This is a genomic window from Candidatus Limnocylindrus sp. (assembly GCF_040397215.1).
Taxonomy (GTDB): Bacteria; Chloroflexota; Limnocylindria; order Limnocylindrales; family Limnocylindraceae; genus Limnocylindrus.
Genome location: NZ_JBBAWK010000002.1, coordinates 1 through 24,920 on the forward strand (window position 1 = coordinate 1; position 24,920 = coordinate 24,920).

The 24,920-nt window shown below is 64.5% G+C and carries 25 protein-coding genes and 2 tRNA genes; 22 read left to right on the plus strand and 5 right to left on the minus strand.

What is annotated here, in order from left to right; translation table 11 throughout:
• The 13 genes from AC3LCN_RS00755 to AC3LCN_RS00815 all read left to right on the plus strand — a co-directional run.
• Nucleotides 1–398 (plus strand): cobalamin B12-binding domain-containing protein (locus tag AC3LCN_RS00755; RefSeq protein ID WP_488648185.1); only part of this gene is annotated, 398 nt, incomplete at its 5' end.
• Complete coding sequence (locus AC3LCN_RS00760) at nt 382–1,308, plus strand: ArgK/MeaB family GTPase (protein WP_488648186.1); 927 nt, start codon at nt 382–384, stop codon at nt 1,306–1,308. The genes AC3LCN_RS00755 and AC3LCN_RS00760, both read left to right, overlap by 17 nt.
• Nucleotides 1,301–2,245, plus strand: a complete 945-nt coding sequence (locus AC3LCN_RS00765) for an SGNH/GDSL hydrolase family protein (protein WP_488648187.1) — start codon at nt 1,301–1,303, stop codon at nt 2,243–2,245. Before AC3LCN_RS00760 ends, AC3LCN_RS00765 begins: the two co-directional genes overlap by 8 nt.
• A gap of 41 nt (nt 2,246–2,286) precedes the next feature.
• Nucleotides 2,287–2,361 (plus strand) — tRNA-Lys (locus AC3LCN_RS00770).
• 89 nt (nt 2,362–2,450) lie between these two features.
• Nucleotides 2,451–2,849, plus strand: a complete 399-nt coding sequence (locus tag AC3LCN_RS00775; protein WP_488648188.1) for a hypothetical protein — start codon at nt 2,451–2,453, stop codon at nt 2,847–2,849.
• Between the two features lies 1 nt (nt 2,850).
• Nucleotides 2,851–4,140: a M16 family metallopeptidase gene (locus AC3LCN_RS00780; RefSeq protein WP_488648189.1), complete on the plus strand. Its 1,290-nt coding sequence runs from the start codon at nt 2,851–2,853 to the stop codon at nt 4,138–4,140.
• Nucleotides 4,137–5,522: a M16 family metallopeptidase gene (locus tag AC3LCN_RS00785; protein WP_488648190.1), complete on the plus strand. Its 1,386-nt coding sequence runs from the start codon at nt 4,137–4,139 to the stop codon at nt 5,520–5,522. Before AC3LCN_RS00780 ends, AC3LCN_RS00785 begins: the two co-directional genes overlap by 4 nt.
• A gap of 17 nt (nt 5,523–5,539) precedes the next feature.
• Nucleotides 5,540–6,064 (plus strand): hypothetical protein, encoded by a 525-nt coding sequence (locus AC3LCN_RS00790; RefSeq protein WP_488648191.1) that lies wholly within the window; start codon nt 5,540–5,542, stop codon nt 6,062–6,064.
• A gap of 25 nt (nt 6,065–6,089) precedes the next feature.
• Nucleotides 6,090–7,307, plus strand: coding sequence for a rhomboid family intramembrane serine protease (locus AC3LCN_RS00795; protein ID WP_488648192.1), 1,218 nt, complete (start codon nt 6,090–6,092; stop codon nt 7,305–7,307).
• Between the two features lie 3 nt (nt 7,308–7,310).
• On the plus strand, nt 7,311–7,892 hold the full coding sequence (locus AC3LCN_RS00800) for a hypothetical protein (protein ID WP_488648193.1): 582 nt from the start codon (nt 7,311–7,313) through the stop codon (nt 7,890–7,892).
• The gene (locus AC3LCN_RS00805; RefSeq protein WP_488648194.1) at nt 7,889–8,557 is read left to right on the plus strand and encodes an MBL fold metallo-hydrolase; all 669 of its coding nucleotides are present in this window, start codon (nt 7,889–7,891) and stop codon (nt 8,555–8,557) included. Before AC3LCN_RS00800 ends, AC3LCN_RS00805 begins: the two co-directional genes overlap by 4 nt.
• Nucleotides 8,554–9,285 (plus strand): hypothetical protein, encoded by a 732-nt coding sequence (locus AC3LCN_RS00810; protein ID WP_488648195.1) that lies wholly within the window; start codon nt 8,554–8,556, stop codon nt 9,283–9,285. Before AC3LCN_RS00805 ends, AC3LCN_RS00810 begins: the two co-directional genes overlap by 4 nt.
• Before the next feature lie 36 nt (nt 9,286–9,321).
• Nucleotides 9,322–10,719: a class II fructose-bisphosphate aldolase gene (locus AC3LCN_RS00815; RefSeq protein ID WP_488648196.1), complete on the plus strand. Its 1,398-nt coding sequence runs from the start codon at nt 9,322–9,324 to the stop codon at nt 10,717–10,719.
• A gap of 21 nt (nt 10,720–10,740) precedes the next feature.
• On the opposite strand, the gene AC3LCN_RS00820 is transcribed toward AC3LCN_RS00815, so the two are convergent.
• From AC3LCN_RS00820 to AC3LCN_RS00840, 5 genes are all read right to left on the minus strand, one after another.
• Nucleotides 10,741–12,081, minus strand: a complete 1,341-nt coding sequence (locus tag AC3LCN_RS00820; protein ID WP_488648197.1) for an aspartate aminotransferase family protein — start codon at nt 12,079–12,081, stop codon at nt 10,741–10,743.
• On the minus strand, nt 12,078–12,872 hold the full coding sequence (locus tag AC3LCN_RS00825) for an ABC transporter permease (protein WP_488648198.1): 795 nt from the start codon (nt 12,870–12,872) through the stop codon (nt 12,078–12,080). The genes AC3LCN_RS00820 and AC3LCN_RS00825 overlap by 4 nt, the downstream gene beginning before the upstream one ends.
• Nucleotides 12,872–13,699 (minus strand): ABC transporter permease, encoded by an 828-nt coding sequence (locus tag AC3LCN_RS00830; protein ID WP_488648199.1) that lies wholly within the window; start codon nt 13,697–13,699, stop codon nt 12,872–12,874. The genes AC3LCN_RS00825 and AC3LCN_RS00830 overlap by 1 nt, the downstream gene beginning before the upstream one ends.
• A gap of 70 nt (nt 13,700–13,769) precedes the next feature.
• Nucleotides 13,770–14,945: a polyamine ABC transporter substrate-binding protein gene (locus AC3LCN_RS00835; protein ID WP_488648200.1), complete on the minus strand. Its 1,176-nt coding sequence runs from the start codon at nt 14,943–14,945 to the stop codon at nt 13,770–13,772.
• A 19-nt stretch (nt 14,946–14,964) separates the two neighbouring features.
• The gene (locus AC3LCN_RS00840) at nt 14,965–16,062 is read right to left on the minus strand and encodes an ABC transporter ATP-binding protein (protein WP_488648201.1); all 1,098 of its coding nucleotides are present in this window, start codon (nt 16,060–16,062) and stop codon (nt 14,965–14,967) included.
• A 166-nt stretch (nt 16,063–16,228) separates the two neighbouring features.
• Between AC3LCN_RS00840 and AC3LCN_RS00845 the strand changes: the two genes are divergently transcribed.
• From AC3LCN_RS00845 to AC3LCN_RS00885, 9 genes are all read left to right on the plus strand, one after another.
• A complete protein-coding gene (locus tag AC3LCN_RS00845) occupies nt 16,229–17,302 on the plus strand; it encodes an Mrp/NBP35 family ATP-binding protein (protein WP_488648202.1) in 1,074 nt (357 codons plus the stop codon).
• Between the two features lie 4 nt (nt 17,303–17,306).
• A complete protein-coding gene (locus tag AC3LCN_RS00850) occupies nt 17,307–18,062 on the plus strand; it encodes a hypothetical protein (RefSeq protein ID WP_488648203.1) in 756 nt (251 codons plus the stop codon).
• Entirely contained in the window at nt 18,055–18,489 is a 435-nt protein-coding gene (locus tag AC3LCN_RS00855; RefSeq protein ID WP_488648204.1) for a hypothetical protein, read from the plus strand. The genes AC3LCN_RS00850 and AC3LCN_RS00855 overlap by 8 nt, the downstream gene beginning before the upstream one ends.
• Nucleotides 18,469–18,554: transfer RNA gene (locus AC3LCN_RS00860), tRNA-Leu, on the plus strand. Before AC3LCN_RS00855 ends, AC3LCN_RS00860 begins: the two co-directional genes overlap by 21 nt.
• A gap of 31 nt (nt 18,555–18,585) precedes the next feature.
• Complete coding sequence (gene tig, locus AC3LCN_RS00865) at nt 18,586–19,950, plus strand: trigger factor (protein ID WP_488648205.1); 1,365 nt, start codon at nt 18,586–18,588, stop codon at nt 19,948–19,950.
• Nucleotides 19,951–20,007: 57 nt separating this feature from the next.
• Entirely contained in the window at nt 20,008–20,598 is a 591-nt protein-coding gene (locus AC3LCN_RS00870; RefSeq protein WP_488648206.1) for an ATP-dependent Clp protease proteolytic subunit, read from the plus strand.
• A gap of 10 nt (nt 20,599–20,608) precedes the next feature.
• Entirely contained in the window at nt 20,609–21,961 is a 1,353-nt protein-coding gene (clpX, locus tag AC3LCN_RS00875) for an ATP-dependent Clp protease ATP-binding subunit ClpX (RefSeq protein ID WP_488648207.1), read from the plus strand.
• Complete coding sequence (locus tag AC3LCN_RS00880) at nt 21,958–24,657, plus strand: valine--tRNA ligase (protein ID WP_488648208.1); 2,700 nt, start codon at nt 21,958–21,960, stop codon at nt 24,655–24,657. Before clpX ends, AC3LCN_RS00880 begins: the two co-directional genes overlap by 4 nt.
• A complete protein-coding gene (locus AC3LCN_RS00885) occupies nt 24,657–24,920 on the plus strand; it encodes an FmdB family zinc ribbon protein (RefSeq protein WP_488648209.1) in 264 nt (87 codons plus the stop codon). The genes AC3LCN_RS00880 and AC3LCN_RS00885 overlap by 1 nt, the downstream gene beginning before the upstream one ends.

Genomic DNA, 24,920 nt, shown 5'->3' on the forward strand with positions numbered 1-24,920 from the left:
GAACGACGCCAATTCGGGTGTTGATCGCTAAGCCTGGCCTCGACGGCCACGACCGTGGCGCGAAGGTGCTGGCGCGTGGACTGCGCGACGAAGGATTTGAGGTGATCTACACCGGGCTACGTCGCACCGTTGATGCGATTGTTGCTGCCGCCATCGAAGAGGACGTGGATGTGGTCGGCTGCTCGATTCTCTCGGGCGCCCACGCAACCCTGCTGCCGAAGTTGGTCGCAAGCCTCCGCGCATCTGGGGCAAGCGATGTGCTGGTAGTTGCGGGCGGCATCATCCCCGAGGCTGATCGCCCAGAAATGGAGCAGGCTGGCATCTCGGGAATATTTGGGCCAGGAACTACGATCGCCGAGGTTGCCACCTTCCTACGAGCGAATGCCCGCCGACGCTAAGCATCTCGCGGCGCGTCGCGAGTTGGCACAGGGGATCAGCGCGGTAGAGCGACCCGGCCCCGCAGCAAATCAGCGCATTCAAGAGGCGCTCGCCGCATCGGCGGCCCACGTGCGCAACGCTCTTGTGGTGGGGCTGACAGGCGCGCCAGGAGCAGGGAAGAGTTCTCTTGCCGCGGCTCTCGCCGATGTGGCGCGTGCTGGCGGTCGCCGCGTTGCCATCCTCGCGATTGATCCGAGTTCTCACGAGAGCGGAGGTGCACTACTTGGCGATCGCGTGCGCATTGACGAGCATCCCGACGATGACGGTCGCTTCACTCGATCGATCGCCACGCGCGGCAGCGGTCGATCGCTCGCCCACGTTGCGGCTGCGGCCACGATCCTAGTGGAGGCGGCTGGCTTCGATCTGATCTTTGTAGAGACCGTTGGCGCCGGACAGGCCGAGATCGGCATTGCGCGACTCGGCGATGTGTTGCTCGTTGTGGAAGGGCCCGAGGGTGGCGACGAGGTGCAGGCGATGAAGGCGGGAATCCTTGAGGTTGCCGACATCGTTGCGGTGAACAAGTCGGATCGACCGGGCGCACAGGCGGCCTTCAATCGCTTGCGTAGTGGACTCGCCCTCGGCGCCGGCGCGCCAGAGCTCGCCCTCGTCTCTGCCACCGCTGGTGCTGGGATCAGTGAACTCCTGGCTAGCATCGACGAAGTGGGTGCGGGTCGCAGCGTGCGCGGTCGCATTCGCCGCATTGAGGCGCACCTTGTTGCCGCTGCCGAATCACACGTTGACGCGCAGGTGCGCGAGGCACGGGCGAGTGGTGCACTCACCACGCGCGCCGAGCAGATCGTTGTCGGTACTCAATCGTTGACTGGATCGCTCACCGCGCTCTTCGGCATCAGCGAGACGCCTGATGCGTAAGCGTCTGGCTGCTGGCGCGCTCGCTGGTCTGATCGTTGCTGCCCTCGGTGGGGTCGGTGGACCAGCGCTGCGCTTCGATGCGCCGATCCCCGCACCGATCCTGGTCGGCCCGAGCGATGCATCGCTACCAACGCTGAACCTCGTCGTGCTTGGCGACAGCTACGCCTCGGCGGCGCTCCCGTTTGATCGCGGCACGCTGCAAGTGCTTGGTGCGCCGAGTGTCTGCGCCCGTGGGCCAGCCTGGCCGCGCCTCTTGATGCCAACGAGTATGCGCCTCTCGCTGACCCACGTCTCGTGCAGCGGCGCCGTTGTCGCAGATCTGGTCGATCGCCGCATGCGCGCAGGGGAGATCTTGCAGGTGCAGGCGCTCAGCGCCGAGACCGACATCGTCATGCTCGGCATCGGCGGGAACGACGCCGGCTTCTCTGAGGTCTTCGCCGCCTGTCGCACCGAGGATGCGGCCGCCTGCGTCGCCGCGGGCGAGCGCATGAAGCCCCAGGCAGCGGCCCTGAGCGGCACCCTAGTGCGCCTCTATCGCACGGTGCTCGCCAAGGCGCCGAATGCCATCGTCGTTGTGGTCATGTACGCCGACTCGCTCCCTGCGGCGGGCACCCCCGGCCTCGACGCATGCTCCGGCTTGCGGGCGCCAGGAGACAGCATCTCTGACGCCGACCTGGGCGTGCTCGCAGGGTGGGGGAGCAACATCGCCGACCGCGTCCGCGGAGCGATCGCCACCGTCAACGACCCGCGACTCCGTGTTGCCGACCTCGCCGACGCCTTCCTCGGCCATCGCCTCTGCGATCCCGAGCCCTACCAGTGGGGGAGGGATGGCGAGATCCCGTTCCACCCGAATGCGGCGGGCCACGCCGCCTTGGCAGCTCGACTCTCCGCGCTTCTGGATGCCCTTGTTACCGAGGGAGCCGCCGCGCGCCGGTAGCGCCGTAGCACGCTACGCCCCGCTCATCTATTCTCCGCCGTGGGCCGGTAGCTCAGCGGTAGAGCAAGTGACTCTTAATCACTAGGTCGTGGGTTCGAATCCCACCCGGCTCACCAAGAAGGCTTGTGCCTCTTCGTAGTTGTTGCCCATCTGCTCACTGGCGCAAAGCGACTCACTTTTTGCCCTAAGCCGCTACGATGAGCGTATGGAACTGACCTACGCACCTGGCGCCTGCAACATTGGACCCGATGAGATCGCGCGCCGCCGCAAGGCTGCAGCTGCGGGCCTCGTCGCCAGCATCGGCCTCGCAGTCGCGCTGATCGCGTTCGGTTCGGCTCCCAGTGACTCGGCGCGCCTCCTCGTTGCACTGCCTCTTACGGGCGCAGCAATCGGCTGGATTCAGGCACGTCGACGCTTCTGCATGGCGTATGGCCTCGCCGGCACCTTTAACCTCGGCAAGATTGGTGAGATGAGCCGTGTGAGTGACCAGGTCGCACTCGCCGCCGATCGCCGAACTGCACTGATCATTGCAGCGCAGGGCCTTGCTATCGGCGTTGGTGGCGCACTCCTCTTCTTAGTACTTCCAATCGCCATCCAGAACTAGGATGACGACGCGCACGGCGACGCCGCCGTTGCCGATCCGCGAACATCGGCTCGCCAATGGCTTGCGCCTCTTCTTGATCGTTGACCGCACGGCACCGATCGCCGCCGTCAACATCTGGTATCACGTCGGCTCAAAAGACGAACGTGCCGGGCGCACCGGATTCGCGCACCTATTTGAGCACCTGATGTTCCAAGGCTCCGAGAACGTCACGAAGGCGGAGCACCTCACCCTCGTGGAATCAATCGGCGGAGAGGGGAACGCCACAACCTGGCTCGACCGCACCAACTACTTCGCCACCGTGCCAGCGGAATGGGTGGAGCTGATCCTCTGGATGGAGGCCGATCGGCTCGGCACACTCCTCACCGCGCTCGATCAGGCGAACCTCGACAACCAGCGCGACGTGGTGAAGAACGAGAAGCGCTCCAGCTACGACAACCAGCCGTACGGCGGTGCCTACATCGAACTCTTCGCGCTCGCGTATCCGAAGGGGCATCCGTACCATCACCCCACGATCGGCTCTATGGACGACCTTGATGCTGCCTCACTCGAGGATGTGCGCGACTTCTTCACCACCTGGTACGCACCGAATAATGCGGTACTTACCGTTGTCGGCGACATTGATGAAGAGGAGATCATCGCCGCCGTAGAGCGACACTTCGGTGCGATCCCCGCCAACCCTGCACTTCCGGCGCACCCGGATCTTGCGTTGAGTGCGCCGCTCGGTGGCGAGATCCGCAAGACGATCCACGACAAGGTTCCTGAGGCGCGCGTGCACTTCGCCTTCCGCGCTCCGGTGCTGAGTGCGCCACTGATTCCAGCGATTGAGATCGCCACGCAGATCCTCGCCGGCGGGAAGGGGAGTCGCCTCTACCGACGCCTCGTTCGCGATGAGCAGGTGGCTCAGGATATGAGCCTCTCGCTCCTCCCGTTTGTTGGCGGGGCATCGATCATCGTTGGCGCGGCCACAGTTCGCCCTGGTGCGTCAAATGAGGCGGTGGAGCGCGCCTTCGTCGAAGAGTTGGAGCGTCTCGCCGCCGAGGGGCCAACGTCGGCAGAGCTCGAGCGCGCTAAGGCGCTGACGGAGTCCGAAGAGTTGCTGGCGCGATCCGATCCAGAGGAGCTCGCCGATGCGGTCGGCATGTACGCCACCCTGCTGAATGATCCAGGTCGCATCAATCGCGATCTCGACCTTGCCCTTGCGGTGACGGCGGACCAGGTGCAGACGGCGGCGAAGCTCTTCGCCAAGGAGAATCGCATCGTGCTCTGGTACGTGCCTGAGGGTCAGTCATGAGCAAGACGGCAGCCCGTCCAGGCCCAGGGGCGCCGCGCACCTGGCGCTTCCCACGTGCCATTGAGCGAGAGACCCGCGCTGGGATGCGGGTGATCCTGCTGCCGATGCCATCACGCCCGATCGCCTCAGTTCAGATGCTCTTCGGCGGCGGTGCCGCAGGGGAGCGCCCAGAGGAGTCGGGACTCTCTGCCCTGCTGGCACGCCTCCTCACCGAGGGGACAGAGCACCACGACGCCGACGGGCTGATCGAGGCGGGAGAGTTGCTCGGCGCATCGATTGGGGCTGAGTCGGGCTGGGAGAGCCTCACCATTGGCGCTGGGGCACCAGTCTCGCGCCTCGCTGGCGTCCTCGATCTGATGGCCGAGATCGCGCTGACCCCGCGTATCCCCGAAGCCGACGTGGAGCGACTGAAGGCGTTGCGTCTCGCTGCGATCAAGCAGGCGCATGCGAGCCCACGGAGCCGTGCCGTTGATGCGCTCTCGGCGGCCCTCTACGCACCAGAGGCCGCCTACAGTCGACCCTTTGCTGGAACCGCCGACGGCGTCGCACGGCTGACGCGCGACCAGATCGTTGCGCGACACCAAGAGATTCTGCGCATCGGCACGCCAACGCTCGTTCTTGCGGGCGAGATTGATGCTGATGCGGCCTTCGCACTAATTGAGGCGAGCCGCCTCAGCGAGATCAGCGCAGGTGGCGGCACCTGGGGCCGCGGTGAGCCAGATCGCGCCGCGCCGGCTCCCTCTGCGGCAAGTGCCACGCCACTCGTGAAGGTGTTGGACCGACCCGGCTCAGTGCAGTCGGAGATTCGCATCGGCCGTATCGGTCGCTCGCGACTTGATGCGAACCACCACGCTTCACTCGTGTACGCCGAGATCATTGGCGGACTCTTCGGCTCCCGGCTCAATCGCGTGCTGCGTGAAGAGAAGGGCTACACCTACGGTGCTGGCGCACGATTCGATCTGCGGCGCGGGCGTGGACCATTCATGGCGGGGACCGCGGTGGAGACTGGTGTGACTGCCCCTGCACTCGCCGAGGCGCGCCGCCAGCTCGCCACAATGCAGAGCGCACCACCAACCGACGAAGAGCTGACCGAGGCGCGCGACTATCTCTGTGGCACCTTCCCGCTGCGCTTTGGCACCGCCACACCAGTTGCCAGCATGGCCGCGGCACTCACCGTACTCGGGCTCTCGCCCGACGAGCCAGATCACTTCCGTGAACGCGTCGCCGCCGTCGACCGCGCTGCGATCGCCCTAATCGCCGACGAGTTGGCCACCTCTGCGGAGCAGATCGTGATCGTCGGCGATGCCGCTGCGATCACTGGCCCGATTGAGGCTGAAGGATTTACCGTGCAGGTCGAAGCAGACGGTGCGGCCTCGGCATGATCGTGGTGATCGGCACCGTGAGCGCGCGGGCAGAAGGATCAACCTATGCCCTTGGCAGCTATGCGGCGACCGTGGCACTCGCCCTCGCCGCCGCAGGCGAACCTGTTGAGATGGTGAGCAAGATCGGCGTTGATGGAGCGAGTGAGGCGGTCATCACGCAACTTGCAGCCGCAGGGATCGGCCACGTGGCGCTCATTCGTGATGGTGCGTTGGCGACCGCTGTTGATGGGGCGAGTTCGCTCGAGATGGATGCCGCCGACCTGGAGCTGGCGTTGCGCTACCTCACGAGCTTCGATGCGGTGCTCTTAGTTGACCCGACTGATGATTCGGTCGTCGCCACAGTGCTCGACGCGTGCGCCTATGTTGGTGCACGGCTCGTCGTAACGAGGCCGGAAGGGTCGACCCCTGCAGGAGTCCCAACGGGTGAGCGTGGCGACGCTCCGCCGCCGCTGGAGGTTGAGCGCCCAGCGGGTGATCCGGCCGCCGTCACCGACCTCTTGGTGGCGCTCCTCCTGCCTGATCGCGAGTCGCCTGCCGCCTGATAGCGCATCGCGTACGCTGCTACAGATGAGTGAAGCGCTGCGCCCACCCTCTGAAGCGACCGACCTGCCGAGCCGCATGGAGCTCGGCGTGGACGCCCTTGACCGCGGTGACGCGGAGGGTGCCGCTCTCGCCTTCGCCGCCGCCGTTGCAGGGGCGACGCCAAGTGACGATCGCATCCTTGCTGAGCGCGCCGCCTATGGTGCCGCGGAGGCGCTGCTGCGCCTAGAGCGCGACGACGAGGCAGCTGAGTACCTCGAGATCGCCGCCAACTCCGCGGACCAAGAGCTGCGCTTCCTCGCCCTCCGCCGACGCGCTATGGAGGAGGTTCGCCGCGGCGAACTCCCCGCCGCCCTTGCCACTTACCGCGAAGCAGAGGGGAGCGCCCCTACCAGCGCTGCCCGCGCCGAGATCGCCTCGCGCATCGGCTGGCTCACCAAAGAGACGGGCGGCTCGTCACTCCGCTCTCAGGCGGCATTCCGCCGCGCCCGTGGCATACCTGCTGGCTCGTGGGTGCCACGTGCGCTACTCATGGTCACCATCGTCCTCTCGGTGCTGACGAAACTTGACCCGGCGCTTGCCGAGCTTTTTTCACTCATAAAGCTTTCGCCTGACGGATTTGATTATCTCTCGGGCAGTCCATGGCGCCTTGTGACCGTGGCGTTCGTTCACGGCGGTATCAATCCAGACTGGCAGTCGTGGGCGCTCCACCTCGGCTTCAACGCGATCGCGCTCGACATCGCCGCTCAGCTCGTCTATCGCCTTTATGGCGCGAAGCGCCTGATCGGCTGGTACTTCCTCGGCGTCATTGGCGCGTCGCTCCTAAGTTCAATATGGACTCCCATTGGATATTCGGTCGGCGCGTCTGGTGGGGTGTTCGCCCTCTTCGGTATCGCTCTCGGCGCAGAGTGGGCGCATCGCCCGCTTGTTGAGCGCGGCATGCGCGAGGCGCTCGGTCGTGTCGGTGGCCTCCTCCTCATCAACATTGTGCTCGGCTTCGGGGCTGGGTTCATTGGCGGCGGCATTGACAATTCGGCTCATATTGGTGGTCTGGCCACTGGCCTCATTCTCGGGGTGTTGATTCAGCCGACACGAGCAGAGTCGATGCGACGTCGCTGGACTGCTGCAGTTGCGACCTGGCGTGGTGGAGACCTAGTGTTGAGTCTTGTGGTGCTCATTGGGCTTGTCGCGATCTATATCAACTGGCGCGAGCTTGCCAATTTGCGCCTACAGCTCCCGTTCTAACGCGTGTTCGCCACACTTCTGGACCCGGCTGCATTCAATGTTGAATCCGGCCTAAACCCTGCGATTCACTTCGTCGAGTGCCCAGAGCTAACGGGGGCCACGCTCTCATCATGCGAGCACCTCGCTGAACGTCTGACTGCACTCGCGGGGGTGCATCGCGCGCTGCTCCCTATCGGCGGAGAGCTCGTGGGTATGAGTCGTGAAGAGTGGCTGCAGATTCCAGCTGAGAGCCTGGTGATCAATCCGATTCGCAACCCCGAGTCGTGGCGCGCCGCCGCAACCTGGCCAGGTACTCGCGGCCTGATCCTCGCGCTCGTTCCTGCTCCGGGTGACGAGGCCACTGAACCGATGGAGATCCTCCTCTGGGCGGTGCGTTACGCCGCGTCGCTTGGCGGACGGGGCCTCGATCGTGTTGGTGTGGCGGGCATGCTCTCCACCCCGAACGCGCGCTTGGATGCTCAAGAGGCTGCACGGCGGATCGCACTACTGGAGCGGGTCGTCCAACTCTCTTCGGCGAGCGAGGAGACACTTCGTGCCGAACTTGACTCGCGTGCCTTTCAGCCCATTGAACGGCCACGCCGATGATCGAGGTGCAGGTTCTCCCTATCGGGCCGCTGCGCACGAACGTGGTGCTCGTTGGCGATCCTGATCGTCGTGAGGCGATCGTCGTCGACCCGGCGATCCCATCTCTCGCCACACTGACCACGCAGCTCGTCGAGCGCGGCTGGCGTCTCGTCTTGGCCCTGGCGACCCATGGTCACTGGGACCACATGGGGGAGATGGCGGCGCTCGCAGCACACCACGCAACTCACCATCATGAGGAGCTGCCGATTGGTGTACACCCGCTCGATCGCCATCGCCTCATCGAACCACAGCCACTCGCCGCACCCTTTCCGATCCCCGCGGTCGTGCCAACACGCGACCTTAATGACGGGGATCGAATCACCGCGGGGAGCATCAACTTCACGGTGCTGCACACGCCTGGCCACACCGAAGGGTCAATCTCGCTGTTTGATGCGAGCGCTGGACTACTGCTGAGTGGCGACACCCTCTTCTTTGGTGGATGGGGCAGGACCGATCTTCCTGGCGGTGACGCGGCAGCGATGCTCGACTCACTTGCGAGGCTGCGGGGGCTTGACCCCGCGACCCGTGTGATTCCAGGGCATGGACGAGAGACGATGATCAGCACCGAAGCCGCATGGGTCGACAACTCCATTCGCACTAAGGTATTGACGGCGGAGCGCGCATGAGCCACGAAGCACTGCGCAACTTGGTGGCCGGTGGGCAGCTCAGCGCAACGCTGGCCGCGCAGATTACCCTCCTCGCCGACGCGGGCGTCTCCATTGTTGTGGCGGGTAGTGCCGCACCTGAGCGCCGCGACGCGCTCGCCGAGGCAATCGCCGCCGCCTCGCCACTCCCGGCTGGCGCCGAGAGTGCCGAGATCAAGATCGCTCCCGACGAAGCGTTCGTATGGCTCACCGATCCAGCGGGAGTCGGCTGCCTCGTCGCTGGTGCTGGCGGTGCGCCGCGCGCTCCGCGCTCGACGCGACTCATCGCCTATGGCCTCACCGAGCGCCTGAGCGCGGTGACGACGAAAACCGTAGTTCGCGCACTGGTTCGCGGCTTCCCGCTCATCGCAACGGCACCCGGCCACGACCTGGCTGAACTGCTTGATCTACTGCGCGGCGCGAACCTGCGCGTGCCAGAAGATGACCTGCACCGACTCGGCCTCGTGACCGTGCTCGGTGATGGCGCTGCGGGTCAGAGCCAAGTGGAATCGGCACACCTACTGCGTGCACCTGCACTGGATGGGGGGGCGCGACGCCCGCCGGCGCTGCTCGCAACCTGGGACGGCAGGGGCGGTTGGGATGATTTCTCGTGGGCGGCTCTCCCAGAACTCGCGGCTCGGGTTGGCGTAACGCAGGCCGCGTACAGCAGCCAGTTGGCGGCACGTGAGCGGGAGCTTGCCACCCCCTAAAACGAAGCGCGTTCTAATTCGCGCTACGATTCCGCCATGAGTCGCATCGCCACCTCGCCCGCAGTCCTACGCCAACTTCTCAGCTCCGCGCTGCGCGTTACGCCTTCGGGCGTCGTCGAGATTCTTGATGCGGCGCAGCTGCGCCAGAGCGGTGCCGCGACGATCGCTTGGACCGCCGCCTTCTCCACCGACGAGGCGACCGTTGCTGCGGCGCAGTGGCTTGCTCGCGCAGCCGCAGCGGCTGCAGGGATCCAGAGCGCCAGCATCGCGCCGATTTATGCCGCACGGGCGAACGGCGCGTACGAGGGCCTTACCGTTCCTGCGCTGAACCTGCGCAGCCAGGTGTTTGAGATGTCACGCACGGCACTCCAAGTCGCCGCCGCCATGGACGGCGCAGCACTCATCTTTGAGTTGGCGCGCTCCGAGCAGACCTATACCTTCCAGCGCCCCGCCGATTACGCCACGAGCATCCTCTGCGGCGCGATTGCTGCCGGCTGGCGCGGGCCAATATTCATTCAGGGCGACCACTACCAATTCGTCGCCAAGAAGTACCCAACCGACCCTGAAGGGGTCGCCGCCGAGATCGCACGCGCCTGCCGACTCGCCGTTGACGCTGGCTATCGCAACATCGACATCGATGCCTCCACACTCGTTGACCTCGCCCTGCCAACGGTGCAGGAGCAGCAGCGCGTGAATGCGGTGCGCACCGCCGAAGCGGTCGCCCTCGTTCGTGAACTGGAGCCTGCTGGGATTGAGATCAGCATGGGTGGCGAGATCGGTGAGGTGGGGAACAAGAACTCCACCGCCGAAGAGCTGGCCGCCTATCTCGACGAGTTCGATGTCGCCCTCGCCAGTCGCAGTGCTGGTGCGCGTGGTCTGCGCAAGGTCTCGGTGCAGACCGGAACGAGTCACGGCGGCGTGCCGCTTCCCGGCGGCGGCGTCGCAGAGGTCGCCCTCGACTTCACCGTGCTGCAGGAGCTCGGCGAACTGGCCCGCGCTCGTGGCCTCGCCGGTGCGGTGCAGCATGGTGCATCAACGCTCCCCGAGGATCTATTCCATCGCTTCCCAGAGGTTGGCGCCGCAGAGATCCATCTTGCGACCGGCTTCCAGAACATCCTGCTCGATCACCCGGCTCTCGATGCCGGGCTTCGTGCCGAGATCACCGCGTGGCTCCGCACCAACGCCGCCGATGAGGCGAAGCCTGGTGATAGTGACGAGCAGTTCCTCTATCGCACAAGGAAGAAGGCGCTCGGACCTTTCAAGCAGGCGCTCTGGGAGGCGGCGGGTACGCCAGAGATTCTCGAGGCACAGCGTGCGAAGTTCCAGTCGCTCTTCTCGCAGCTTGGCGTTGGTGGATCACGCACCCTCGTGGAGCGCTACGTAACTGAGACTTCGGATCCGCTGCCACCTGCGCCGACCGACCTACTGAGCTAGGCGGGGGAGCCGAGCCGGCAGTTAGCTGCGGGTTACCCCGGCGGCGTCGAGCGACTCTTCCATAATCTTCAGGGCGAGGTCAATCTCTGCCGCGGTTGTGACCAGTGGCGGAATGATGCGAATCACTTGGACGTAGGTTCCAGCCGTTAGCAGGAGCAGCTTGCGCTTGTTCGCCTCGGCGATGACGCGCTTCACTGCGGCGGGGTCAGGTGTGCGGCCGTCACCAGCGCCAGGCTGCACAAACTCGAGGGCGATCATCAGACCGAGGCCGCGCACGTCGCCAATGCCAGGGCGACCGGCGGCGATCTTGCGTAGGCCGTCGAGCATCTGCGTGCCGCGTGCCGCCGCATTCGCAACGAGCCCCTCCTCTTCGATCACGTCGAGTGTGGCGAGGGCAGCTGCGCAGGCGACGACGTTACCGCCGTAGGTGCCGCCGTGTGTGCCCGGCGCCCACGTATCAAGGAGCTCCTTGCGGGCGATGATTCCCGAGAGGGGGAGACCAGAGGCGATCCCCTTCGCCATCACGAGGATGTCGGGTTCAACGTTCTGGTGCTGCACGGCGAACATCTTGCCGGTGCGCCCGTAGCCGGTCTGCACCTCGTCGGCGATCAGCAGAATGCCGAGCTCGCGGGTGAGTTCGCGTAGGCGCGGTAGGAAGCCGGCCGGCGGCACAACGTAGCCACCCTCGCCCAGGATCGGCTCAACGATGACGGCGGCAACATCCTCGGCACTGGCGAGGGTGTGCAGGGTGAGATCCCACTCCTCCTCCCAGCGGCAGCTGCACCCAGCGCAGGCGCCTGGGGAACCGGCAACGGCAGGGTCGCGTGCGACCACAGGGGCGCGGAAGCACGACGGGAATGCGGTGCTGTAGACCGAACCGGGGAGCGGCTCAAAGTGGCCGCGGTAGACGTTCTTTGCCGTGGTCATAGCCATCGTCTGCGCAGTGCGACCGTGATAGCCGCCGCGGAAGGTGAGGATCACGCGACGCTTCGTGGCGCGCCGCGCCAGCTTCACCGCCGCCTCGACCGCCTCGGCTCCTGAGTTTGAGAGGAAGACGCCCCACGGCCCACCGTCAAGCACCTTGCTGAGTCGCTCGTGTAGTCGCAGCCCCGGCTCATGGAAGACGATGTTTTGCTGGCCGTGGATCAACTTGGTGGCCTGCTCGGCGATGGCGGCGGCCACCTTCGGATGCGCATGCCCCGTGTTCACCACGCCGATCCCCGAGGTGTAATCGAGCCATCGCTCGCCGCTGCGATCGATCAGCCAGGAGCCCTCACCTCGCTCAACGTCAACGTTGGCGGCACGACCCCACACTGAAGAGATCACGCTGTGCGGCGGGATTGGGCCACGTTCACTGCTCATGCGCGCCTCCGCTGCAGGAACGAGCCGAATGCCACAGCGCTCACCGCAGCAACAAAGAAGATCGTGCCAATGGCGTTGACCTGCGGCGGAACGCCGACGCGCGCCGAGCCCCACACGAACATTGGGAAAGTGGTGGTTCGCCCTGCGGTGAAGTTGGTGATCACGAAGTCGTCAATGGAGAGGCTGAAGGCGAGCAGGGCGGCCGCCGCAATGCCAGGGAGTATCAGTGGGAAGGTGACGCGCCAGAAGGTCTGCCATCCATCGGCACCGAGGTCGGCCGACGCCTCCTCGAGGCGGCGATCAAAGCCGGCGAGTCGTGCGCGCACGGTGACGATCACGTAGCTGATGTTGAAGGTGATGTGCGCGATCAGGATTGTGAATTCGTTTAGTGGGAAGAAGGGGGGCTTGCCGATCGCCACGAAGAGCGTCAGGAGCGATGCGCCAAGGATGATCTCTGGCGTCGCGAGTGGCAAGAAGATGAAGAGGCTGGTCGCTGGTCGCCCACGGAATTGATAACGCACCAGCGCCAGTGCAGCGAGCGTGCCGAGCGTTGTGGCAATGAGCGTAGAGATGAACGCGATGCGAATGCTGATCACTACCGAATCGAGCAGGCCAGGGATCGCGAAGAGATTGACCCAGTGATCGAAGGTGAAGCCAACCCAGGTGTAGTTGGTCTTTCCTACTGGGTCGTTGAAGCTAAAGAGGGCAACGATGAAGATCGGGAGCAACAGGTAGACCAGGGCGAGCCCCGTATAGGCACGCAGCGCGTTGCGACCAAGCCAACGCAGCATCAGCCGATGCCAGTCTCAAGCTCGTCGGTGCCCAGCACGCGGGCATAGATAAAGACGGCGGTCAGAATGCCGGCCATCAACATGAAGCTCAGTGCCGCGGCGGTTGGGTAGTCGTTGTTTACGAGGAAGCGACTCTGAATCACATTACCGATGAGGCGTGTCTGCACGCTTCCGAGTAGCTCCGCATTGACGAAGTCGCCCATCGCGGGAATAAAGACGAGCAGCGAGCCGGCGAAGACCCCAGGGAGTGCCAGGGGGAGCGTGATGCGCTGGAATGCGCGTGCCGGTCCAGCGTACAAATCCTTCGCCGCCTCAACGAGCCGGCGGTCAATCTTCTCGAGCGAGACATAGATCGGTAGCACCATGAAGGGGAAGAAGTTGTACGAGATCCCAAAGATCACAGCGATCGGTGTGGCAAGGATGCGGAACTCCTCGGGGAGGAAACCGATCGACCTCAGCGGCCCAAGGATGAATCCGTCGTCGGCGAGCACGGTCTTCCAGGCGAGCACGCGCAACAAGAACGAGGTGAAGAACGGCGCGATCACAATGAAGAGGAGCAAGGTGCGATAGCGACCAGCTCGATAGGCGATGGTGTATGCCAGCGGGAAGGCGAGGGCAAGACAGACCACCGTTGACACCGCCGCATACAAGATCGAGCGCAGAAATTGGTCGGAGTAGCGACCGAGCGCGGTTGAGTAGGTGGCCGCATTCGCCCATGAGAAGGCGAACCCCGTCTCGAGGGTGCCGCTCCACAGGCTTGCCTGCAGCATCTGAACGGCTGGATAGACGTAGAACGCCACCAGCCAGGCGATCGCGGGCCCGAGCAAGAACAGAGGCAGCAGACCCGGTCGCCGACGCAGGAACGCGATCATTATTTAAGGGGCCCGGTTCGCCGGCCTAGTTGCCCTGAAGGGCGCTGAAGGCGTCGTTCATGTAGATCTCGTCGTCCTCGGAGAGGCCAGCGAACACATGAAGCTTCGCCTCGAGGGCTGCGTCAGGGAAGATGAACGGGTCATTTGCGAGCGTTGCGTCGATCTTTGCAAGCGCTTCCTTCGTCCCCTTTACTGGTGAAACGTACTGCACGTAGGCGGTTAGCTGAGCGGCGATCTCTGGCTTGTAATACCAGTCCATCCACTTCTCAGCGGTGAACTTGTGCGCCGCGCCGAGCGGGATCAGCATGTTGTCTGACGAAAAGGTGCAGCCATCGGTCGGTGTGACCCAAACGATGTCCGCATCCTCGTGGCCGATCTGCACCGTGTCACCGCGCCACGCGACGCAGGCCGCCACATCGCCCTTCACGATGAGCTCTTTGTAGTCGTTGCCGGTAAAGGCTCGGACCGTGCCGTCGTTGACGCTCGGCTCAATCAGTGCAATGGCGCGATCAAATGAGGCACGGTCCGCCTTCGCAGGGTCATCACCGTTGGCGAGCATGGCGAGTCCAATGGTGTCGCGCATCTCGGTGAGCAGTGAAACCTTCCCCTTGAGGCGTGGGTCAAAGAGGTCCTTGAATCCCTTCACGAATCCGGCGGTCGTCTTGTGCGCCGCAATGCCGGCAACGATGCCGGACCAGGGCGCCAGGTATTCGACGTTTGGATCAAAGCTGCGCCCCTTGTATACGTCGAGGAGGTTCGCGGTGAAGTTGCTCATGTGCGAGGTATTCAGCTTCTCTGCCCATCCCAGACGCAAGATGCGTGCGGCCATCCAGTCGGTCAGCGTGGCGATGTCCCAGCCCGCATCTTCGCCGGCCTTGAGTGGCGCTTGGATCGTGCCGAAGAAAGAGTCGTTGTCGTTGATCGCTTCGACGTAGTTGACCTTGGTTCCGTATTCCGCCTCAAAGGCGGTCACCGTGGGTCGTGTTAACTCGTCGTTGCTCAGGTCAATGTAAAGGGTCCAGTTCGCAACGTTCACCACGTCAGAGATCGTGTCTGACTGCGACGGCTTTGGGCTCGGCGCGGTTGAGCTGCCAGAGGTGCCGCACGCGGCGAGGAAGGCGGCGGTGCCCGCGGCGGCCGCTCCAACCTTGAGAACGGTTCGTCGGCTTACCAGCATCTCGGCGCTCTTCTCGTTGTTCATCGTGCCCTCCTTCTACGCCTTAGGCGCTCTTCGAATCGCCGACCACGAAGCCGTGCTCGGGTTTCCATGTGAGGGCGACACGTTCACCGGGTCGCCAGGTATCACTGCGCATTGTGCGGTCAACGTTTTGCTCGCTGACCAACAGCCGTAGGCCATTTGCCCCTTCCACGGTGTACTGCGTCAGTACGCCGAGGTAGCTCGTATCAACGACCGTGCCATCCAGGCGATTCCCCTTTGACTCTTGGCCGGGCTCGAGCAGCATGAGCTTCTCTGGGCGTACGCCGATCGCGCCGGCGGCGCCGATGTCGCCGAGGTTTTTGGGCGCGCGCACAACATCGCCAGAGGGGAGCGTTACCGTCCACATGTCGCCATCGCTGCCGATCTTCCCTTCCAGGAGATTGCTTGCGCCGACAAAGCTCGCGACGAATCGTGTTGTTGGACGTTCATACAGTGTCTCTGGTCCGGCGAGCTGTTCGTAGCGACCCTTGTTCATTACGGCGATGCGATCGGACATTGTCATCGCCTCTTCCTGGTCGTGGGTGACATAGATGAAGGTGATGCCGACTTCGCGCTGGATGCGCTTGAGCTCGAGGCCCATCTGCTTGCGCAGTTTTAAGTCGAGAGCGCCGAGCGGCTCATCGAGGAGGAGGACTGCAGGGCGATTCACGAGTGCTCGAGCAAGCGCAACGCGCTGCGCCTGGCCGCCGGAGAGTTGCGCCGGCTTGCGCTTCTCATAGCCGATCAGCTGCACCAGTTCGAGCGCCTCGCCGACGCGACGTGTGACCTCGTCACCCTTGATGCCAGAGCGGCGAAGGCCGAAGGCAACGTTTTCAAAGATGGTGAGATGTGGGAAGAGCGCGTAGCTCTGGAAGACGGTGTTGACGTCGCGCTCGTGGGCTGGGAGGAAGGTGACGTCTACGCCTTTCAATTCGATGAGGCCGCTCGTTGGCTGTTCGAAACCGCCGATCATGCGCAGCGTGGTGGTCTTGCCGCAGCCGGACGGGCCGAGGAGGGTGAAGAACTCGCCGTCGGAGACATCAAGTGTGATGCCGTCTACTGCGGTCTGATCTCCGAACATCTTGGTCACGTTGACCAGGCGAACGTCGACGTCTGCCACCCTCGGTTTCACCTCCGCGGACTCCAGCCCTGTCTCTGCCCCTCAAGTGAGGACGTGCGAAGACTATGACCCACGGGGGGTGGGGTCAAACGCCGTTGCAGGTAGGATGGGGGAGACGCGCCCGTGGGGCGCCACCGTGAGCCCCGAACGGGGCGAAAGGGGATCCGTGGCCACTACCGAAGCAGCCGTCCTCCAGGCCCTCTCTGGCGTTCAGGAGCCCGAGCTGGGCCGTGACATTGTTACATTGGAGATGGTCAAGGAGATCACCCTGAACGGTGACCAGGCCAGCTTCATGATCGAACTCACCACCCCTGCCTGCCCTTTGAAGGACGTCATTGAGCGTGACATCCGCGCCGCCCTCGATGGGATCGGTGTCACAGTTGCCGAGCTCCGCTGGGGCTCGAAGGTCCGTCGCGCCTCCTCCTCGACCCAGGAGCGCCTCCTCCCCGGCATTCGTAACATTGTGGCCGTCGCCTCAGGGAAGGGCGGGGTCGGCAAGAGCACCGTCTCGGTCAACCTCGCCGTGGCCCTGGCCCAGAGCGGCGCCCGTGTCGGCCTCCTCGACGCTGACATCACCGGGCCGAACATTCCCCAGATGATGGGGGCGACCGGCACCCCGAAGTCCAGCGCGGGCGGCAAGATCGAGCCGATCGAGCGCCACGGCGTCAAGGTCATCTCCATTCAGTTCTTCGTTCCTGAGGGCCAGCCGATCGTCTGGCGCGGGCCCCTCATCGGCGGCGCAATCCAGCAGTTCCTTCGCGACGTTGAGTGGGGCGACCTCGACTATCTCGTCGTTGACCTGCCGCCTGGAACCTCTGATGCACAACTCACGCTGGCGCAGGCGGTGCCAATTGCTGGATGTGTCCTTGTGACCACGCCACAGGACGTGGCCCTCTCCGATGTCACCAAGGCGCTGGCAATGTTCCGGCGGATGAATGTGCCAATCCTCGGCATCGTCGAAAACATGTCGGCGTTTGCCTGCCCGCACTGCGGCGAACTCACAGAAATCTTCGGACGCGGTGGCGCAGAGCGTCTCGCAAAAGAGGAGGGGCTCGACAACCTAGGCCGCATTCCGCTGGAGATGGCGGTGCGACAGGGTGGCGATGCGGGGATTCCCGCCGTTGCACAACGCGAAGAGGGTCCAGCTGCGGTGGCTCTCAAGGAGTTGGCCGGGCAGGTTGCCGCGCGACTCGCAGTGCGCGCCGCAAACGAGACGGCACCGACGTTGACCGTCGCCTAGATTAATGACCGAAGCACCTGGCGGGCCGACGGAGCGCGAAGGCTTCAGCGACGACATCCAGCAGCTGATCATTGCGGTGCGCGCGCTCATTGGCGGACACTGGGATCTCTTCCGTGCCGAGATCGGTGCGATCTCTCGTGATGCAGTTGGCGTGTTGATCGGCGCGATCGCCGTGATTACGCTCGTTACGGCAGCGTTGCTTGCGCTGCTGATCGCACTCTTCATGTTGCTCGGCGCCGCCTTATTCGGCTCCATGATCTGGGGCGCAGCACACGTTACGCTCCTGCTACTTGTCGTCGCGGCAGCGATCACCTCGGCAATCCTGCAGATCACGGCACCGCGACGCGCGCGTTCGTTTCTATTCGCGGTCGTTGGCGGCGCGATCGGTGCGTTGCTCGTGCTCTTCGTTTTCAGCGGATCAGCCGGCCCGGCAACAGCTGCGTCGCTCCTCTTCGCACTGAGTTTCTTGCTGGTGGACCTGCTGGTGGGCCTCGCAACCTTTGATATGCAGCGCTTTACCGATCGCTTCCGCCCGCTCGCCACAGAGCATGAGTTGCGAGCCACGATCGACGCGATGGATGATCTCCGCGACGAGGCGGCATCCGCCTTTGCTGAAGAGGTTGGTGGTGCGGTAGGCGCCGCCGATGCCGCTGTTGCGCCGGCCCGTAAGGTGGTCCGCGCCGCCGCTGATGTGCTGCGCGGTATCGCCGATCGACTGCGCGAGCGACGTGGGGCCGGCGACGAGGGTGACGATGCCTGACCAGACGAACGAACGAGATCTTCGCGCGAAGCGGGTGGAGGCCCTCGCCGTGAGCCGACCTGCGGTGGCCGATCGCCTCTCAGTCGTACGCCACTCTCGAGATGCGTCGCTCGTGCGTGTTCGGGCGATTGGCGGTCGACTGCGCCCTAGCGGCGGGCTAGGCAAAGAGCTCCGTGATCGCCCCCTCCGTGCGCTCGGGCTGCTCGGGATCCTGGCCCTCCTTCTCGTCCGTTGGTTCGGCTCACGGTCGGGCGGCTCAGCGAGCCGTGGCGGGGGAGCGGGGAGTGCCTTTGTCAGTGGGGTCGTGGCGGCTGCGGCCCAGCGTGGCGGACGCGCGGTGATTGATGCGTTGATCGATGGACGACCTGCGGTGGACGGAACCCCCGTGGGCGACGATGATGCTCGGGGGCGAGTGGCGAAACGGTAGACGCGCCGGCCTTAGGAGCCGGTGTCGGCAACGACGTGTGAGTTCGAGTCTCACCTCGCCCACCAGATCAGGGGTCCTCGGCTACCCTGTCCCCTCATGGAATTTACGACCACTCCTGCAGAGAAGAGCACCGTCCGACTCGAGGTCACCCTCGCGGTCGCAGAGGTGGCCGCGGCAATCGCCGAGGGAGTTCGCCACGTGGCGGGCCAAAGCCGTATTCCGGGCTTCCGCCCAGGGAAGGCGCCGCGCTCCATCGTTGAGCGCTTCGCTGGCATCAACCGCATTCTCGACGAGGCGACCGAGATCCTAATCGAGCGCGGCTATCGCGATGCAATCATGAAGTCAGACATCGTTCCGCTCACCAGCCCGAAGATTGACGCGAAGCCGATCGTCGAGGGCGTGGCCTACACCTTCGCCGCACTCATCCCCGTGCCGCCTGAGGTGAAGCTCGGCGACTATCGCGGCTATACGTTCGAGCCGACGTTCGAGGAGCCTGACGAGGCGAAGGTTGAAGCGGTCGTCAACGACCTGCGCGACAGCTATGCAACGCTCACCGCCGTCACAGATCGTGGCGCGGAGATGGGGGACTACGCGATCATCGCCTTCGATGGCTATCGCGTTGACAGCGGCCTCGCAATCGAAGGCGCCTCTTCGGAGCGCATGCCGATCGTGATCGGATCCGACCGACTCATTCCGGGATTTGAGGCGCAGCTCGTCGGCGCGAAGGTTGGCGATGCCACCACCGTTGAGGTGACCTTCCCCGAGGACTATCAAGAGGCGGCACTGCAGGGCGTGCCGGCACGATTCGATGTGGTCATCAGCGATCTGCGCGCGCGTATCCCGCCGCCGCTCGATGATGCCTTCGCCGCACAGGTCGCGAACGTCACCGATGTGGCTGGTCTACGCGCCGAGATCCTGATGCGCCTCAAGGCGAGCGCCGTTGACCGCGGTCGACACGAGTTCGCCGACAAGATCGTTGAGTTCGCCATGGATGGCGCTACCGTTGAGATCCCCGATCCACTGATCGAGGAGGAGATTGACGGACTCGTCGACGAGTTGGCGCGCGGCATCGCTCGCCAAGGGTTGACCTTTGAGCAGTACATCGGCGCCGCTGGCAAGAGCGTTGAAGAGATTCGCGCTGAGATGCGTGAGCGCGGCGAGCGCCGCGCGCGAACCCTCCTGGTGTTAAGTGCAGTCGCCGGCGCCGAAGGGGTCGAGGTCCCAGAGGAGCTGATCGACGAAGAGGTGGAGCGCGCCCGCCCGCAGACCCAGGGGCAGCGCAAGCTCGAGGCCTACCTCTCGTCGGAGCGCGGTCGCCGAGCAATCCGCGCCTCCCTGCGCCGCTCCCTTGTGGTTGAGTGGCTCGTCGACGAGTGGTTTGACGCTCATCCGAAGGTCTGGCCAGCCTGGGCTCCTGAGCGCCCAGCGACGCCTACCGCCGCGAAGGCTTCCGCCAAGTAAACTCAGCCTCCCGCAGAGAGCGGGTTCACATGTAGGGGGTGACTAATGCTCGTACCGATGGTGATTGAGTCTTCCAGTAAGGGTGAACGCGCCTACGACATCTGGTCACGCCTACTCAAGGAGCGCATCATCTTTTTGGGCGGCCCTGTCGAAGACGACATCGCCAACCTGATCATCGCGCAGCTCCTCTTCCTTGATTCAGAGGATCCCGAGAAGGAGATCTCGCTCTACATCAACAGCCCAGGGGGCGTGATCACCTCCGGCCTCGCGATCTACGACACGATGCGCTACGTGCGCGCCCCTGTGAGCACGATCTGCACCGGCATCGCCATGTCAATGGGTGCGGTGCTCCTCGCCGCTGGCGCACCAGGTCGACGCTTCGCCCTGCCGCACAGCAGGATCATGATCCACCAGGGCTCCGGCGGATTCCGTGGCAACACGCCCGACGTCTTCATTCAGGTGAAGGAGATGGAACAGCTCGTGCGAACGACCCAAGAGATCCTCGCCGCCCATACGGGTCAGCCGATGGAGAAGGTCGTCAAGGATACGGACCGCGACCTCTTCCTCTCGCCAGAGCAGGCGGTGGAGTACGGCATCATCGACGAGGTCTACAAGCTCCCTGCCGTCGTCCCGCCTAAGGGGAAGTGAGGCGCGCCGCATGAGCGGAGGAGCAGGATCCGGAGAGTCTGGGGGCGGTAAGACGCGCGGCCCACGCAGCGCAGGGAGTGGCCCCTATCGCTGCTCCTTCTGCCGCAAGACGCAGGAGCAGGTGCGCAAGTTGATCGCTGGCCAGGGCGTCTACATCTGCGACGAGTGCGTGGCCCTCTGCTCCGAGATTGCCGCCGAGCAGTCACCATTGGCGCCGCAGCGCAAGTCATTCGGTGGTGTCACGCCAACCCCGCGCATGATTCACGCGGCCCTCAACGAGCATGTGGTCAGCCAAGAGCGCGCGAAGCGCTCACTCGCCGTTGGCGTGCATAACCACTACCAGCGCGTTGGCGCACCAAACGTCGCTGACGGCGTTGAGATCGCAAAGTCGAACATCCTGCTCGTTGGACCGACCGGCTCTGGCAAGACGCTGCTCGCACAGACGCTTGCCCGATTCCTTGATGTGCCGTTCTGCATCGCCGACGCCACAAGCCTGACGGAGGCTGGATACGTTGGTGAGGATGTCGAGAACATTCTCCTTCGCCTGATCCAGGCTGCTGATGGCGACATTGAACGCGCGCAGCGCGGCATCATCTACATCGACGAGATCGACAAGATCACCCGCAAATCCGATAACCCGTCGATCACGCGCGACGTCTCGGGCGAGGGGGTGCAGCAGGCGCTCCTCAAGATCATTGAAGGCACGGTGGCGAACGTGCCACCGCAGGGCGGTCGCAAGCATCCACACCAAGAGTACCTCCAGATCGATACGACGAACATCCTCTTCATCTGCGGCGGTGCATTCGAGGGGCTTGAGAAGATCGTTGCTGACCGAGTCGGACGACGGGGCATCGGCTTCGGCTCCGACACCCCGGCAAGCAAAGATGAGCGAACCCGCGTGCTAGAGCAGCTGATGCCCGACGACCTGCTGCGCTACGGCCTCATCCCGGAGTTCATCGGACGCCTACCGATGATCGTTGCGCTGGATCAGCTCACCCTTGACGACCTGGTTGAGATCCTGGTCGCGCCGAAGAACGCCCTGGTGAAGCAGTATCAGCGCCTCTTCCAAATGCACCATGTTGATCTGCAGTTCACGCCAGCTGCTCTGCATGCGGTTGCGGATAAAGCACTGCTGCGTAAGACCGGCGCCCGCGCACTGCGCGCGGTGCTGGAAGAGGCACTCCTCTCAACGATGTATGACCTGCCAGACCGACCCGACGTGCGTCGTTGTGTTGTGACCGAAGAGACGATTAGCGCAGGCGCATCGCCACTCATGCTCACCGAGCGCGAGATTGCCGTGAGCCAGCCTGCGAGCCGACGCGCACCTCGCACGCGCACGGCCACCCCTCGCGCATCAGCGTGACGGCGGCACGCGAGCTCGGCCCCTCTTACAGCGCCGCTGAGGTAGAGCGAAGCGTTGCAGCCCGCTGGGCGGCAACCGATTACGGCAGCCCCGACGGACGCGAGACACGTGATGCCGACGGACGCGAGACCCTTCCACCGTTCACGATCATCATGCCGCCGCCGAACGTCACCGGCGGTTTACATGTAGGCCACGCGCTCTTCGTGACGCTCGAAGACCTGATGGTGCGCCGAGCGCGCATGCAGGGGCGAGCCGCGCTCTGGCTCCCCGGCGTCGACCACGCCTCGATCGCCGCCCAGTACGTGCTCGATCGCATCGTGGAGAAGGAGGGGATCAGCCGCGCCGATTTGGGTCGCGAGCGCTACCTCGAGCGCATGCACAAATTCATGGACGAGACGCGGAACACCATCCTTGCGCAGTTCCAGCGCCTCGGCGCTTCGGCCGACTGGAGCCGCACCCGCTTCACCATGGACGTGGTGTCGAGTCGCGCCGTGCGCACCGCCTTCGCGACCCTCTACGAGCGCGGCCTTGCCTATCGTGGCGAGGCGCTCGTCAACTGGTGCCCAGGCTGCAAGACGAGCGTCTCTGACCTTGAGTCGGTGGCGACCGAAGAGCAGGGGAGCATCTGGGAGATTCGCTACCCACTAGAGGGGGGCGACGCCACGAGCGGTGTTGTTGTGGCGACGACGCGCCCAGAGACGCTCCTTGGCGACACGGGCGTTGCCGTGCACCCCGACGATCCGCGCTACACCGCACTCGTTGGGAAGCGCGTGATGGTGCCGTTCGTCAATCGCGCCGTACCAGTGGTTGCCGATGCGTTTGTCGAGATGAGCTTCGGAACGGGTGCAGTAAAGGTCACTCCGGCGCATGACCCGAACGACCGCGAGGTTGGCCTACGCCACAACCTGCCAGCGCCAACCATCCTCGATGAGTCGGCGCGCATCGTTGCCGATGCCCCAGCACCGTTCGCTGGGATGGATCGCTTTAAGGCGCGCAAGGCGATCGTCGCCGCACTTGAAGAGCGTGGCCTCCTGGTGTCGGTCAAGCCGCATACAGCGAACCCGGCGCACTGCCAGCGCAGCAACGACATCTTGGAGCCACGCCTGCGCACGCAGTGGTTCATTCGCGCCAAGCCGCTCGCCGAGAAGGCGCTCGCCGCGACACGCTCTGGCGCAACACAGATTGTTCCTGCGCACTTTGAGAAGACCTGGGAGCACTGGCTAACCGAGATTCGCGATTGGAATGTGAGCCGTCAGCTCTGGTGGGGACACCGTATCCCTGCCTGGTACTGCGCCGATGGCCACATCAGCGTGACCGATCGCGAAGAGGGTCCAGCGGGTTGTGGCACCTGCGGCTCGGAGTCCAACACACTGCAGCAGGAGACCGACATCTTTGACACCTGGTTTAGTAGCGGTCTCTGGCCGTTCAGCACACTCGGCTGGCCCGACAAGACGCCAGACCTCGCGCGCTACTACCCATCACAGGTGATGGAGACGGGCCACGACATCCTCTTCTTCTGGGTTGCGCGCATGATGATGCTCGGCATTGAGCTGATGGGCACCCCGCCGTTTGAAACGATTTATTTGCACGGCATGGTTCGCGATCCTGAGGGGCAGAAGATGTCGAAGACGAAGGGGAACGTTGTTGACCCGCTCTCGGTGATTGACGAGATCGGTGCCGACGCGCTGCGCTTCGCTCTCGTATCGGGGACCGCACCAGGGGCCGACCAGCGTCTGGCACCAGAGAAGTTAGAGAACGCGCGCAACTTCATGAACAAACTCTGGAACGCCGCACGCTACGTGCTTGGCGCGCGACCCGTTGAGGCAACGGGAGAGCGGCCCTCGGCTGCCGATGCGCATGCAGCGGCGGGGGAGTTCGGCACCTGGATGGTGACGCGCCTCAGCGCCGCGGTGGATGACGTCGACCGTGCCCTTGGGCAGTACGGCTTCTCTGAAGCGTCGCAGCGCATCTACGACGCAATCTGGGCGGAGTATTGCGACCAGGCGATTGAGATTGCCAAGGTGACACTCGCCGACGAGACGCGACCGGCGGCGGAGCGCACCGCCGTCTGGTGGACGCTCGTCGACTCGCTCGATGATCTCTTGCGCCTGCTGCACCCTATTGCGCCATTCATTACGGAAGGGATCTGGGAGGCGCTCCCGCGACGCGCAAACGATCCTGGACTCTTGGCGACAGCGGCCTGGCCGGCGCGGCATGCCGCTTCGAGCAGCGCAGTGAGCAGCATTGACCAGTGGCTCGACCTCGTGCGCGAGGTACGCGCGGCGCGCACCATCGCAAAGCTTCCCGCTGGTGCGTGGATCCCACTGACTGTTGCAGCACCACCACCACTCGCGACATCGGGCGAGGGGCTGCGCTCCGCGATTGAGCGGCTGGCGCGCGTGCGACCACTCACCATTCAGGCTGTACTTCCGACCGAGGGTGAGGGACTCCTCGTTGTGGCGGGCACACTCACCGCGCGACTTGAGCCGCCGCAGGCCGATGCCGCAGCGCTTGATGCCGATCGCGCCCGACGCGAGCGCGACCTTGTCGCCGCGCAGGCACAACTGGCGGCCGCGGAGGCCCGCCTCGCCGATCCGTCATTTACGGGGAAGGCGCCAGCTGCCGTGGTCGCAGGCGCAGAGCGCCGCGTTGCCGAACTGCGCGACGAGATCGCGCGCCTGGAGCGAGGCTCCTAATGCCGTTCTACGACTACCTCTGCGCGAAGTGCGGCGCCACCGTTGAGGTGCTGCACGGCCTTGATGAGCAGCAGGCTCGGACCCACGAAGATTGTGGCGGGACGCTCGAGCGACAATTCTCTGCGGCGAGCGTGCACTTCAAGGGGAGCGGCTGGGCCAAACTCGATCGCCGCAGCGGTGGCTCGGGTGGCTCGGGTGGCTCGGGCTCCTCGGATGCGCCTGCGAGCACGCCAGCCCCAGCCCCAAAGGGCGACGCGAAGTAA